11 protein-coding genes are annotated in these 13,339 nt (G+C 61.4%); 7 read left to right on the top strand and 4 right to left on the bottom strand.

The window, feature by feature from the left end; genetic code table 11:
- Positions 1-37: 37 nt before the first annotated feature.
- Both FBY10_RS08720 and FBY10_RS08715 read left to right on the top strand, forming a co-directional pair.
- Positions 38-2,524, top strand: coding sequence for a circularly permuted type 2 ATP-grasp protein (locus tag FBY10_RS08720; RefSeq protein WP_131696755.1), 2,487 nt, complete (start codon positions 38-40; stop codon positions 2,522-2,524).
- Positions 2,524-3,414 carry a transglutaminase family protein gene (locus tag FBY10_RS08715; protein ID WP_131696754.1) on the top strand — a complete coding sequence of 297 codons (891 nt, stop codon included), beginning with the start codon at positions 2,524-2,526 and terminating at the stop codon, positions 3,412-3,414. The genes FBY10_RS08720 and FBY10_RS08715 overlap by 1 nt, the downstream gene beginning before the upstream one ends.
- A gap of 31 nt (positions 3,415-3,445) precedes the next feature.
- Here the strand turns inward: FBY10_RS08715 and FBY10_RS08710 are convergent, their stop codons facing one another.
- On the bottom strand, positions 3,446-3,628 hold the full coding sequence (locus FBY10_RS08710; protein WP_092490350.1) for a hypothetical protein: 183 nt from the start codon (positions 3,626-3,628) through the stop codon (positions 3,446-3,448).
- A 331-nt stretch (positions 3,629-3,959) separates the two neighbouring features.
- Between FBY10_RS08710 and azu the strand changes: the two genes are divergently transcribed.
- Positions 3,960-4,406, top strand: coding sequence for an azurin (gene azu / locus FBY10_RS08705; RefSeq protein ID WP_090400850.1), 447 nt, complete (start codon positions 3,960-3,962; stop codon positions 4,404-4,406).
- A 74-nt stretch (positions 4,407-4,480) separates the two neighbouring features.
- Here azu and nadE read toward each other — a convergent pair whose 3' ends face one another.
- From nadE to FBY10_RS08690, 3 genes are all read right to left on the bottom strand, one after another.
- On the bottom strand, positions 4,481-5,308 hold the full coding sequence (gene nadE / locus FBY10_RS08700; protein ID WP_145336025.1) for an ammonia-dependent NAD(+) synthetase: 828 nt from the start codon (positions 5,306-5,308) through the stop codon (positions 4,481-4,483).
- Between the two features lie 3 nt (positions 5,309-5,311).
- On the bottom strand, positions 5,312-6,526 hold the full coding sequence (pncB, locus tag FBY10_RS08695; RefSeq protein WP_116627318.1) for a nicotinate phosphoribosyltransferase: 1,215 nt from the start codon (positions 6,524-6,526) through the stop codon (positions 5,312-5,314).
- Between the two features lie 207 nt (positions 6,527-6,733).
- Positions 6,734-7,624: a LysR family transcriptional regulator gene (locus FBY10_RS08690; protein ID WP_131696752.1), complete on the bottom strand. Its 891-nt coding sequence runs from the start codon at positions 7,622-7,624 to the stop codon at positions 6,734-6,736.
- 153 nt (positions 7,625-7,777) lie between these two features.
- Between FBY10_RS08690 and FBY10_RS08685 the strand changes: the two genes are divergently transcribed.
- The 4 genes from FBY10_RS08685 to FBY10_RS08670 all read left to right on the top strand — a co-directional run bounded on the left by FBY10_RS08685 (position 7,778) and on the right by FBY10_RS08670 (position 13,338).
- Positions 7,778-9,268 (top strand): aldehyde dehydrogenase family protein, encoded by a 1,491-nt coding sequence (locus FBY10_RS08685; RefSeq protein ID WP_131696751.1) that lies wholly within the window; start codon positions 7,778-7,780, stop codon positions 9,266-9,268.
- A gap of 177 nt (positions 9,269-9,445) precedes the next feature.
- Positions 9,446-10,729 (top strand): FAD-binding oxidoreductase, encoded by a 1,284-nt coding sequence (locus FBY10_RS08680; RefSeq protein WP_145336027.1) that lies wholly within the window; start codon positions 9,446-9,448, stop codon positions 10,727-10,729.
- A 374-nt stretch (positions 10,730-11,103) separates the two neighbouring features.
- Positions 11,104-12,240, top strand: coding sequence for a branched-chain amino acid ABC transporter substrate-binding protein (locus FBY10_RS08675; protein WP_027607701.1), 1,137 nt, complete (start codon positions 11,104-11,106; stop codon positions 12,238-12,240).
- Positions 12,241-12,423: 183 nt separating this feature from the next.
- The gene (locus FBY10_RS08670) at positions 12,424-13,338 is read left to right on the top strand and encodes a branched-chain amino acid ABC transporter permease (RefSeq protein ID WP_003188099.1); all 915 of its coding nucleotides are present in this window, start codon (positions 12,424-12,426) and stop codon (positions 13,336-13,338) included.
- The last annotated feature ends 1 nt before the right edge of the window (position 13,339 follow it).

Genomic DNA, 13,339 nt, shown 5'->3' with positions numbered 1-13,339 from the left:
GGTTAATCTGAGCCCCTTTGCCTCTGCCGAGCGTTCCATGCCCGACTTGCTCGACCAATACCCGCTGACCGCGGGTACTTATCACGAACTGCTGGACGACAGTGGCGCGGTGCGCGCCCATTGGCAGCGCTTGCTTGATCACCTGCAACGCAGCACGCCCGCGCAACTGGCCCAGCGCCAGGCGCTGCTGACCCGGCAGATCCAGGAAAACGGCGTGACCTATAACGTCTACGCCGACCCCAAGGGCGCCGATCGCCCGTGGGAACTGGACCTGCTGCCCCATGTGCTGGCGGCCGATGAATGGCAGCAGCTGTCAGCCGGTATCGCCCAGCGTGCGCGCTTGCTCAACGCCGTACTGGCGGACCTCTACGGGCCGCAACGTTTGATCAAGGAAGGCCTGCTACCGGCCGAGCTGGTGTTCGGGCATAACAATTTCCTGTGGCCGTGCCAGGGCATCCAACCGCCTGACGGTGCGTTTCTGCACCTGTATGCGGTGGACCTGGCGCGTACCCCGGATGGCCGCTGGTGGGTCACCGCCGACCGGACGCAGGCGCCTTCGGGCGCCGGTTATGCGTTGGAAAACCGTACCATCGTGTCCCGCGCTTTCCCGGACCTGTACCGTGATCTGCAGGTGCAGCACCTCACCGGTTTCTTCCGCACGCTTCAGGAAACCCTGGCCCGCCAGGCACCGAGCGATGACCAGCCACCGCTGATCGTGCTGCTCACCCCTGGGCGTTTCAACGAGAGCTATTTCGAACACCTGTACCTCGCGCGCCAGCTCGGCTACCCGTTGGTGGAAGGCGGCGACCTCACGGTACGCGACAGCACGGTGTTCCTGAAAACCCTGAGTGGCCTGCGTCGGGTGCACGCGATCATGCGTCGCCTCGATGACGACTTCTGCGACCCGCTGGAGCTGCGCACCGACTCCGCTCTCGGCGTACCCGGGCTGCTCGACGCCGCGCGCCAGGGCAATGTGCTGGTGGCCAATGCCCTGGGCAGCGGCGTGCTGGAGTCCCCCGGATTGCTCGGCTTTCTGCCCAAGATCAACCAGTTCCTGTTTGGCGAAGAGTTGATCCTGCCGTCCATCGCCACCTGGTGGTGCGGTGAGGCGCCGGTGCTCGCCGAGGCCCTGGAGAAGCTGCCCGAACTGCTGATCAAACCCGCGTTCCCGTCGCAAAGTTTCACGCCGGTATTCGGTCGCGACTTGAGCGACGAACAACGCCAGGCCTTGGCCGAACGCATGCGTGCTCGGCCGTACGCCTACGTCGCCCAGGAGCTGGCGCAACTGTCCCAGGCACCGGTGTGGCACACCGTGGATGATCACTTGCAACACCGCGCCATCGGCATGCGCGTGTATGCCGTGGCCAGCGCGGAGGGCTACCGTGTACTGCCCGGCGGCCTGACCCGCGTGGCGGCCGATGCCGATGCCGAAGTGGTGTCGATGCAACGCGGCGGCGCCAGCAAGGACACCTGGGTGCTGGGCGAACGTGCCACCGGTGGCGAGCATTGGCGCGCCCAGCGCGCGATTAGTGCGCATGACCTGGTGCGCCGCGACCCTTATCTACCGTCCCGCGTGGTGGAAAACCTGTTCTGGTTCGGCCGTTACTGCGAACGCTGCGACAACAGCGCCCGCTGGCTGCGGATCGTGCTGGCGCGTTATGTCGACGGCGACGACCCCCTGGCCTTGCAGGCGGCGGTCGAGTTGGGTGAAAACCTGCGCCTGCTGCCGGAGGAGGGCGAGTTGCCCGAGCGTTTGCAGGCGGCCTTGCTCGGTGATGATTGGCCGTCGAGCCTGCGCGCCAACCTGCAACGCTTGCAGTGGGCGGCGTCCCAGGTGCGCGGCAAGTTGTCCCGTGAGAACTGGCAGGCCCTGGTGGAGCTGCAGCGTGAAGCCCTGGAGCTGGAAAGCGAAAGCCCGGATTTTGGTGAGTTGCTGGATTTCCTCAACCGCCTGGTGATGTCCCTGGCGGCGCTGTCCGGGTTTGCCCTCGACGACATGACCCGCGACGAAGGCTGGCGTTTCCTGATGATGGGCCGGCGCATCGAGCGTCTGCAATTTCTCAGCAGCAGCCTGGCGGCATTCCTGCGCGGCGTGGCGGTGTTCGACCAGGCGGGGCTGGAGTGGTTGCTGGAGCTGGGCAACAGCAGCATCACCTACCGCTCGCGCTACCTGGCGGTGCCGCAGCTGATTCCGGTCCTGGATTTGTTGTTGCTGGATGAACAGAACCCCCACGCGGTGCTGTTCCAGCTGAAACTGGTGAGCCGTACCCTGCGCCGTCTTAACGATGATTTCGGTGTGCCACGGGAGGCCGGCTTGGCGCCGTTGGTGGAGCGCCTGGCGCGTTTCGACCTGAGTTGCCTGGAGAACCCGTTGTTTGGCGAATCCAGCGTGCATGCCGCGCTGGAAGGCCTGGCCGACCTGCTGCAAGCGGTCGCCGATGAGAGTGGGCAAGTGTCGGATCGTCTGGCCTTGCGCCACTTTGCCCATGTGGATGATGTCAGCCAGCAAACGGTGTCGGTGTGATGAGTGCGCGCTACCAGATTTTCCACGATACCCATTACCACTACGACAGCCCGGTGTCCCTGGCCCAGCAGCTGGCGCATTTATGGCCGAGGCCGTGCGCCTGGCAGCGTTGCAGCGACCAGCAACTGGATATCAGCCCGCAGCCGTCTTCACGCCGGGATGAGCTGGACGTGTTCGGCAACCCGATTACCCGCCTGGCGTTCGAACGGCCCCACGATGAATTGCTGGTCAATGCCGGTTTGACTGTGGAAGTACTGGCGCGGCCGGTGCTGGATTTCCAGCACTCGCCCGCCTGGGACCAGACCCGCGACAGCCTGACCTACAGCAGCCAGCCGCTGTCGCCCGAGTTGATTGAAGCCTGCCGTTATCGCTTCGAATCGCCCTACGTGCACCTGAAGAAAACCTTTGTCGAGTTCTCGGAAAGCTGTTTTCCCCCTGGCGCGCCCTTGTTATTGGGGGTGCAGGCCTTGATGGAAAAAATCTTCAGCGAATTCACCTTCGATGCCGAAGCCACCCAGGTTGCCACGCCACTGGTGGAAGTGCTGGAGCGCCGCCGCGGCGTGTGCCAGGACTTCGCCCACCTGATGCTCGCCTGCCTGCGCTCGCGCGGCCTGGCGGCGCGTTACATCAGCGGCTACCTGCTCACCCAGCCACCGCCCGGCCAGCCACGGCTGATCGGCGCCGACGCGTCCCACGCCTGGGTCTCGGTGTATTGCCCGGTATCGGGCTGGGTGGATTTCGATCCGACGAACAATGTGCAGCCGGCACTGGAGCACATCACCTTGGCCTGGGGCCGGGATTTCTCCGATGTGTCGCCGTTGCGTGGGGTAATTCTGGGGGGAGGGAGCCATGACCCTGAGGTACGGGTGACGGTGATGCCGCTGGTGTAGGAGCGAGCAAGCTCGCTCCTACAGTAAATAATTATTCAGCTGGATCTTTTGGTGTTTCAGTCTCGTCGCTCGTTACTTCACCATCAGCATCCGGGTTGAGTGCGCCGGCTTCTTCATCTACCGCGGCTTTCTTGCGTTGCAGCTTTTCCTCTTTCTTCTGTTCCTTGGCCAAGTCTCTCTGACGTTTGGCGAAGGAGTAATTAGGTTTGGCCATGGGCGATCCTCTAGGGTCGAAGGTGAGGGTGGCGGCGCGCAGCTGCCTTGGGACGACATGGTAGCAGCTTCAAGGGGCGCTTGGCCTTCACTTACCGCAGGCGTACGCGGCCAGAAGGCCATTGAACAGTTGGTTGAGGTGCATGGCTCGGACTCCAGTGGGTGATGGGCCGATCATAGGCAGGTGCTGCGACTTTAGCTGGTAGATTGTGTCGATAAGTCTGATAGCCTAAAGTTGTATACAATCTGTTGATTCAGATCATAAGAATTTCAGCCTGCTTGAGGCACCCTTGTCGCAATACGCGTTTTTAAACCCTGCCTTGGAGATTCACATGTTTGCCAAACTCGTTGCTGTTTCCCTGCTGACGCTGGCTAGCGGCCAGTTGCTTGCTGCAGAGTGCAAGGTCACCGTCGACTCCACCGATCAGATGTCCTTCAACACCAAGGAAATCACGATCGACAAGAGCTGCAAGACGTTCACCGTCGAGTTGACTCACTCCGGCAGCTTGCCGAAAAACGTCATGGGCCATAACTGGGTGCTGACCAGCGCCGCCAACATGCAGCCGGTTGCCACTGACGGCATGGCCGCTGGCATCGACAAGAACTACCTGAAAGAGGGTGACGACCGCATCATCGCCCACACCAAGATCATTGGCGCCGGCGAGAAGGATTCGGTGACCTTCGATGTATCGAAACTGGCCGCCGGTACGGATTACGCATTCTTCTGCTCGTTCCCGGGCCACATCTCGATGATGAAAGGCACTGTGGTCGTCAAGTAAGACCGCGTTATCGTTCATCGGGGGCTTGCCCCCGATGACTGCCTGCCAATCAACACACCACTATCTGGCCCACCTCACGGCGCAAACGGCATCACCCGCTTGTGCTCGGTCTTGCTGTACGTCTCGCAAATAATCCGGAACGCTTCCTCACGCACCGGCTCACCGTGCAGGAATGCATCGATCTCGGCATAGGTCACGCCATGTGACGCCTCATCCGGCTTGCCCGGCGACAGGTCTTCCAAGTCGGCCGTCGGCACCTTCTCCACCAACGACTCCGGTGCTCCAAAGAACCGCGCGATGGCGCGTACCTGATTTTTCACCAGCCCGCTCAACGGTGCCAAGTCGCACGCGCCATCACCGAACTTGGTGAAAAAGCCCATCACCGCTTCCGCCGCATGATCGGTGCCGATCACCAGGCCGCTGGCCGCGCCGGCGATGGTGTACTGCGCCACCATGCGCATGCGCGCCTTGGTGTTGCCGAGCACGAAGTCGCGGGACACCGCTGCCTTGCCTTCAAACGCCGCCACTTCATTGGCCAGGGATTTCACCGCCGGGCCGATGTTCACGGTGTGGCGCTCGTCCGGGTCGATAAAATCCACCGACGCCTGGGCATCGATTTCATCGAACTGGGTTTCGTAGGGCAGGCGTACGGCGATAAACCGGTAGGCCTCGTCGCCGGTGCTGGCGCGTAGTTCCTGTATCGCACGTTGGGCCAGGAGGCCTGCGGTCAGGGAGTCGACGCCGCCGCTGATGCCCAGTACCAATGTCTTGAGCCCGGAATTGCGCAGGCAGTCCTGGATAAACGCCACGCGCCGGGCAACTTCGGCCTCGAGGGCGGCCTGGTCCTTGAACGGTGCTTGGACCTTGAGCTGCTGCGCAATCTCACGCTGTACGGCTTGCATGATTCACTCCTTGCTGGAAAGGGCAGGTACTTTGAAAACGTGACGCAAATAGGCGACAAAATTCGGGTCGGTGCAGTGGGTCTTGCCCGCTTCATCGGAGATCTTCGCGACGGGCTGGCCATTGCAGGCGGTCATTTTAAGCACGATGCTCATCGGTTCCACCCCTGGAATATCGCAGGTCAGGTTGGTGCCGATGCCGAAGCTCACATTAATGCGACCACGCAGCGCCCGGAATATTTCCAGGGCCTTGGGCAGCGACAGGCTGTCGGAGAACACCAGGGTCTTGCTCATCGGCTCGATGCCCAACTTATGGTAGTGGGCGATGGCTTTTTCCGCCCACTGTACCGGGTCGCCGGAGTCGTGGCGCAGGCCATCGAACAGCTTGGCGAAGTACAAGTCGAAGTCGCCGAGGAAAGCGTCGGTGGTGATGCAATCGGTCAGGGCGATACCGAGCAGGCCACGGTATTCGCGGACCCAGCAGTCGAGAGCGGCGATCTGGCTGTCGATCAGGCGCGGGCCGAGTTGCTGGTGGGCCATGATCCATTCGTGGGCCATGGTGCCAAGCGGCTTCATATCGAATTCGCGGGCCAGGTGCACGTTGCTGGTGCCGACGAAGCGCCCGGGGAAGTCATGCTTGAGCACGCTGACCACTTCTTCCTGCACGCGGTACGAGAAGCGCCGGCGCGTGCCGAAGTCGGCCACTTGCAGCTCGGACAGCTCTTCGCTGCTGGCGTTGGCCGTCAGCCAGTCGAACTTGCGGTACAGCTGCTCGCGGGCCTGTTCGAGGATCACGGTCTGGTAGCGGTAGCGGTTGCGCACCTCGCTGACGATCGCGAGCATCGGCACTTCGAAGAGGATTACATGCAGCCACGGCCCGCGCAGGCGGATAAACAGCTCGCCGTTCTCGATGCCGGTCTGCACATAGCGCAGGTTGAAACGAAACAGTCCAAGGAAGCGCAAAAAATCCGGCTTCATAAAGCTGATGCGTTCCAGGAAGCCCAGTTGGTCCGGGCTCAGGCTCAACTCGGCAAGGCGCTCGATCTGGTAGCGGATCTCCGCCAGGTACGGGCGCAGGTCTTCGCTGTTACGGCAACGAAACTCCCATTCAACTTCCACGTTGGGGTAGTTGTGCAGCACCGCCTGCATCATGGTCAGCTTGTAGAAGTCGGTGTCGAGCAGGTTCTGCACGATGCGATCGGCAAACACACTCTCGCTCATAACGGGAATCTCCAGACGGGTCGGCGATGGGCGCCGGCCTTTACGCACAATTAAGGAAGGGGGCTAGTGGCGCATAGACCTGTAGGGTTTTGCCAGTGATTTTTTTCGGTTAGACCACTGGCCTCATCGGGAGCAAGCCCCCTCCCACACTTGGAATGCATTTCAAATGTGGGAGGGGGCTTGCTCCCGATAGCGGTATTCCAGGCACTAAAGAACCTGCTCCATCATCCACTTCACAAACTCCCGCACCTTGGGCACTTCCGCCGAATGCTCGGGATAGGCCAGGTAATACGCGTCCTGGCTCGGCATCGCATGCTGCCAGGGGATCACCAGCTTGCCGTCGGCCAGTTCCTCTTCCACCAGGAAGCGCGGCAGCAGCGCCACGCCACAGCCCACCTGCGCCGCACGAATGCACATATAAAAGGTGTCGAAACGCGGGCCGTGGTAGCTGTGCTCGGTGTGATACCCCTGATCGGCAAACCAGTCATGCCAGCCCTGGGGCCGCGAGGCGTTTTGCAGCAGCACCAGGTCGCTCAGTTGCGTGGGGTCGGTGAACGGCTGCGCCGGCAGGCTTTCCGGGGCGCACACCGGCACCAGCTCTTCGCTGAACAGTTTCAGGCTCTCGGTGCCGGGGCGCGAGCCCTGGCCGAAGTAGAAGGCCATGTCGGCCTTGCCTTGCAGCAGTTCGTCCGGCTCCTGTTCGTTGCACAGGTCCAGGTGGATCTGCGGGTGGCGCAGGCGCCAGCCCTTGAGGCGCGGCACCAGCCAGCGCGCGCCAAATGTGTAGGGCGTGGACACGCGCAACACTTCGGTCTCGCCGCCGTAGGAGCGCAGGTAGTGGGTCGACATCTCCACCTGCGTGAGGATCTTGCGCACTTCCACCAGGTACAGGTCGCCCGCCGGGGTCATCTGCAAGCGGCGGCGTACGCGGCGGAACAGCAGGTGCTGGAGCAGTTCTTCCAGCTGCGCGACCTGTTTGCTCACTGCGCTTTGCGTGAGGTTCAGCTCCTCGGCGGCGCGAGTGAAGCTCAAGTGGCGGGTGGCGGCCTCGAAACACTGCAGGGCGGTGATCGAGGGCAAATGTCTTCTGTTCAGCACGGCACGCCTCTTTTTATTCTTTGCATGAATAAACGGAATGATATCTCGCCTAATCGTCGTTTGTTGGCAAGTCTTGGGCCAGCTACAAATAAGGCCTGGATCGCCGTGCGTGCCGCGGTGCGATTTTTTGTTCGAAGATTAAAGGAGTGACCCATGGTTGCCGCATTGCTTGATCGTCTCGGGGTAAACCCTGCGCTATACCAGGCGGGTAAACAACCCGTGCATTCGCCGATTGATGGCAGCCGTATCGGCAGTGTGCACTGGGAAGGTGCCGCCGAGGTGGAGCAACAGGTCAGTCGCGCCGAGCATGCATTCGAGGCCTGGCGCAACGTGCCGGCACCGCGTCGCGGCGAGTTGGTGCGCCAGTTCGGCGATGTACTGCGCGAATACAAGGCCGATCTGGGCGAGCTGGTGTCCTGGGAAGCCGGCAAGATCACCCAGGAAGGCCTGGGTGAAGTGCAGGAAATGATCGACATCTGCGATTTCGCCGTGGGTTTGTCCCGCCAGTTGTACGGCTTGACCATCGCCTCCGAGCGCCCAGGCCACCACATGCGTGAAACCTGGCACCCGCTGGGCGTGGTCGGGGTGATCAGCGCCTTCAACTTCCCGGTGGCCGTGTGGGCGTGGAACACCACGCTGGCGCTGGTATGCGGCAACGCGGTGATCTGGAAACCTTCGGAAAAGACCCCGCTCACCGCCCTGGCCTGCCAGGCGTTGTTCGAGCGCGTGTTGAAGAACTTCAAGGACGCCCCCGAGTACTTGAGCCAGGTGATCATCGGCGGCCGCGACGCCGGTGCTGCGCTGGTGGATGACCCCCGCGTGGCGCTGATCAGCGCCACCGGCAGCACCCGCATGGGCCGCGAAGTGGCGCCGAAAGTTGCCGCGCGGTTTGCCCGCAGCATCCTCGAACTGGGCGGCAACAACGCCATGATCCTCGGCCCGAGCGCCGACCTGGACATGGCCGTACGCGCCATCCTGTTCAGCGCCGTCGGCACCGCCGGCCAGCGTTGCACCACCCTGCGTCGGCTGATCGCCCACGAGTCGGTCAAGGAAGAAATCGTCACCCGACTCAAGGCCGCCTATTCCAAAGTGCGCATCGGCCACCCGCTGGAAGGCAACCTGATCGGCCCGCTGATCGACAAGCATGGCTTCGACAACATGCAGGACGCCCTGGAGCAGGCCTTGAGCGAAGGCGGCAAGGTGTTCGGCGGCAAGCGCCAGCTGGAAGACAAGTTCCCCAACGCCTACTACGTATCGCCGGCCATAGTGGAAATGCCTGAACAGAGCGATGTGGTATGCACTGAAACCTTTGCGCCGATTCTGTACGTGGTCGGCTACAAGGACTTTGCCGAAGCCCTGCGCCTGAACAACGCCGTGCCCCAAGGCCTGTCGTCGTGCATCTTCACCACTGACGTGCGCGAGGCCGAGCAATTCATGTCGGCAGTGGGCAGTGACTGCGGGATCGCCAACGTCAACATCGGCCCGAGCGGCGCGGAGATTGGCGGCGCGTTTGGCGGTGAGAAAGAGACCGGTGGCGGTCGTGAGTCAGGTTCGGATGCATGGCGCGGGTATATGCGCCGCCAGACCAATACCGTGAACTACTCGCTGGAATTGCCGCTGGCCCAGGGTATTACCTTCGACTAAATACCTGCCGGAACGCGGAAAAAATGTGGGAGCGGGCTTGCTCGCGAATGCGATGGATCAGCTGTATATCTGTTGACTGACCCACCGCTTTCGCGAGCAAGCCCGCTCCCACAGTTGATTGGATTACCAAGTCAAAACTGAATTTAGATGTTTGTTAGGTCTCATCGGAGTCTGGCAATGGCATTGCGCGAAACATGTTTGTGGGAACACCTAACCCCCGGCCGACCGGAGCGTGCGGCGCTGGCGGGCGAGGTCAAAGTGGATGTGTGTGTGATCGGCGCCGGCATCACCGGATTGTCGGCCGCCATTCACTTGCTGGAACAGGGTAAAAGCGTCGCCGTGCTGGAGGCTCATCGCACCGGTCACGGTGGTTCGGGGCGCAACGTCGGGTTGGTGAATGCCGGCCTGTGGATCCCCCCGGACGAGATCGAAGCCGGTTTCGGCGAAGCGGTGGGCAGCCAGCTCAACCGCATGCTCGGCGCGGCACCGTCGCTGGTGTTCAGCCTGATCGACAAATACACCATCGATTGCCAATTGCGCCGCGAGGGCACCTTGCACATGGCGCATAACGCCCGTGGCGAGGCGGATTTGCGCAGTCGTGAAGAACAATGGAAGCGCCGTGGCGCGCCGGTGGAATTGCTCACCGGCCAGGCCTGCGAGCAAGCCACCGGCACAAAAAAAATCGCCGCGGCCTTGCTGGACCGGCGTGCCGGCACCTTGAACCCGATGGCCTACACCAGTGGCCTGGCGAATGCTGCTGTGGGGCTTGGCGGGCAGTTGTTCGACCATTCGCCGGTCACCCGGTTGGAGCGCCAAGGTGCGAGCTGGTCAGTTCAGACCACCAGCGGTTCGGTGCAGGCTGCACAAGTGGTCATCGCCTCCAACGCCTACACCGAAGGTGAATGGACCGAGCTGCGACGCAATTTTTTCCCTGGCTACTATTACCAGGTCGCCTCCGCGCCGCTGACCGACGCCGCCGCCGAGCAGATTCTGCCCGGCGGCCAAGGCTCATGGGATACGCGCCAGGTATTGAGCAGCATCCGCCGCGATGCCGATGGCCGCCTGTTGCTCGGCAGCCTGGGCAACGGCAACCAGAAACCGGCGTGGTTTCTCAAGGCCTGGGCCGATCGGGTGCAACAGCATTACTTCCCGTACCTCAAATCGGTGCAATGGGAGTTCACCTGGACCGGCTGCATCGCCTTCACCCCCGATCACCTGATGCGCCTCTTCGAGCCAGCCCCCGGCCTGGTGGCAGTAACGGGCTATAACGGGCGCGGCGTGACCACCGGCAGCGTGGTCGGCAAGGCGTTTGCCGACTATTTGTGTCACCAGAATCCCCAGGCGTTGCCGATTCCGTTTGCACCCATGCAACCGCTGGCCGGGGTGGGCCTGCGCAGCTGCCTGTATGAAGCCGGATTTTCGCTGTATCACGCAGGGCAATGCCTGAGGATCGTGATCTGATCACCGAAATACCGCTCAGAAGCCTGCATTTTCTTAGCCGGCTACTAATCTGTATTGGTGCAGGTCGTAGCAATCGCGCACTGTAAATGTGCAGTTCCGTTACGCAGCCTGTTACAGCTGTAGGAACTGTCGTTTATTGCTTTGGTTGCAGGTGCGACCCGTCACGGTTGTACTTTTTCGGTCAATGGGTTGCACCTATTGATGCCAGAGGGTTGCACGTCCTGGCGAGCGGAGCCGAAAGGCCTGTAATAACAATGACACCGTGTCTTTTTGAAGAATAAAAACGTAATGGCACGAGGCTTGCTCTGGGCTTTCAGTGAAAAGTTTGAACGCAAGTTGTAGTGCCAAAAATCAAAAATATCGGAGCACCACTCATGTCCCAGACGTTTTACAAGAAAGGTTTTCTGGCCCTCGCCGTTGCAGCGGCGCTGGGTGTTTCTACGTTTGTTCAAGCTGATGTGAAGATTGGCGTTGCGGGGCCGATGACCGGCGCCAACGCGTCGTTCGGTGAGCAGTACATGAAGGGTGCCCAGGCGGCAGCCGAGGTGATCAACAAGGCCGGCGGCATCAACGGCGAGAAAGTTGTGCTGGTGGCAGGCGACGATGCCTGTGAGCCGAAACAGGCCGTGGCCGTGGCCAACCGCCTGGCGGACCAGGACAAAGTGATTGGCGTGGTCGGGCACTTCTGCTCGTCGAACACCATCCCGGCCTCCGAGGTCTACGACGAAGCGGGCATCATTGCGATCACCCCAGGCTCTACCAACCCACAGGTCACCGAGCGCGGCCTGGGCGCCATGTTCCGTATGTGCGGCCGTGACGACCAGCAAGGCATCGTCGCCGGCGACTACATCGTCGATGTGCTCAAGGGCAAGAAAGTCGCCGTCATCAACGACAAGGACACCTACGGCAAAGGCCTGGCCGACGCCACCGCTGCCCAGTTGACCAAGCGCGGCGTCAAGCCAGTGCTGGAAGAAGGCCTGACCCGTGGCGAGAAAGACTTCAGTGCCCTGGTCACCAAAATCCGCTCCCTGGGCGCCGACGTCGTGTACTTCGGTGGCCTGCACCCGGAAGCCGGTCCATTGGTTCGCCAGATTCGTGAAGCGGGCCTGAAAGACGTCAAGTTCATGTCCGATGACGGCGTGGTGACCGATGAACTGGTGGCCACCGCTGGCGGCGCGCAATACGTCGATGGCGTCTACATGACCTTTGGTGCCGACCCGCGCCTGCTGCCTGACAGCAAGGCCGTCGTGGAAGAGTTCCGCAAGGCTGGCTACGAGCCTGAGGGCTACACCCTGTACGCCTACGCTTCGCTGCAGGCCCTGGCCGCCGGCTTCAATGGCGCCAAGTCCAACAAGGGCGAAGACGCGGCCAAATGGCTGAAAGCGCACCCGGTCAAAACCGTGATGGGCGAGAAGACCTGGGACGCGAAGGGCGACCTGAAAGTCTCCGACTACGTGGTTTACCAGTGGGATAAAGACGGCAAATACCACCAGCTGGAAAAGCAGAAGTAATCCATGTGGGAGGGGGCTTGCTCCCGATGCGGTGGGTCAGATGAACAATTGTTGACTGACACGCCGCTATCGGGGGCGAGCCCCCTCCCGCATTGGGACAGTGTTGTTATTGAGATCTGTCTTTTCCTCCAGAAGCGCCGCACACCGACTGGTGTGCAGGTGCTCACCGCGTGAGATTGCGTTATGGATGGTATTTTCCTGCAGCAACTGGTCAACGGCCTGACCCTCGGGTCGGTCTATGGCCTGATCGCCATCGGCTACACAATGGTCTATGGCATCATTGGCATGATCAACTTCGCCCACGGCGAGGTTTATATGATTTCCGCTTACCTCGCGGCGATCAGTCTGGCACTGCTGGCTTACTTCGGCATCGAATCCTTCCCGCTGCTCATTCTCGGCACCCTGATCTTCACCGTAGTCGTCACCGGCGTGTACGGTTGGGTAATCGAACGGGTCGCCTACAAACCGCTGCGCAACTCCACCCGACTGGCTCCGCTGATCAGCGCCATCGGGATTTCCCTGATCCTGCAGAACTACGCGCAGATCGCCCAGGGCGCCAAGCAACAAGGTATTCCAACCCTGCTGGCCGGGGCCTGGCGTGTCGATATCGGCACAGGCTTCGTGCAGCTTACGTACACCAAAGTGTTCATCCTGGTCGCGGCATTCGCCGGCATGGCCTTGCTCACCTACATCATCAAGTACACCAAGCTCGGCCGCATGTGCCGCGCTACCCAGCAAGACCGCAAGATGGCTTCGATCCTGGGGATCAACACCGACCGCGTCATTTCCTACGTATTTGTCATCGGTGCTGCCATGGCGGCCCTGGCCGGCGTGCTGATCACCCTCAATTACGGCACGTTCGACTTCTATGCCGGCTTCATCATCGGCATCAAGGCGTTTACCGCAGCGGTACTCGGCGGCATCGGCTCCCTGCCAGGGGCGATGCTGGGCGGGATCATCCTGGGTATTTCCGAGTCGTTGTTCTCAGGGTTGATCAACTCTGACTACAAAGACGTGTTCAGTTTCTCCCTGCTGGTGGTGATTCTGATTTTCCGTCCTCAGGGCCTGCTTGGTCGCCCACTTGTGGCGAAGGTGTAAA

Source organism: Pseudomonas sp. SJZ103 (assembly GCF_007828335.1).
Lineage (GTDB): Bacteria > Pseudomonadota > Gammaproteobacteria > Pseudomonadales > Pseudomonadaceae > Aquipseudomonas.
Note: the sequence above shows the minus strand (reverse complement) of the source record. Positions and strands in the feature narration are given on the sequence as shown.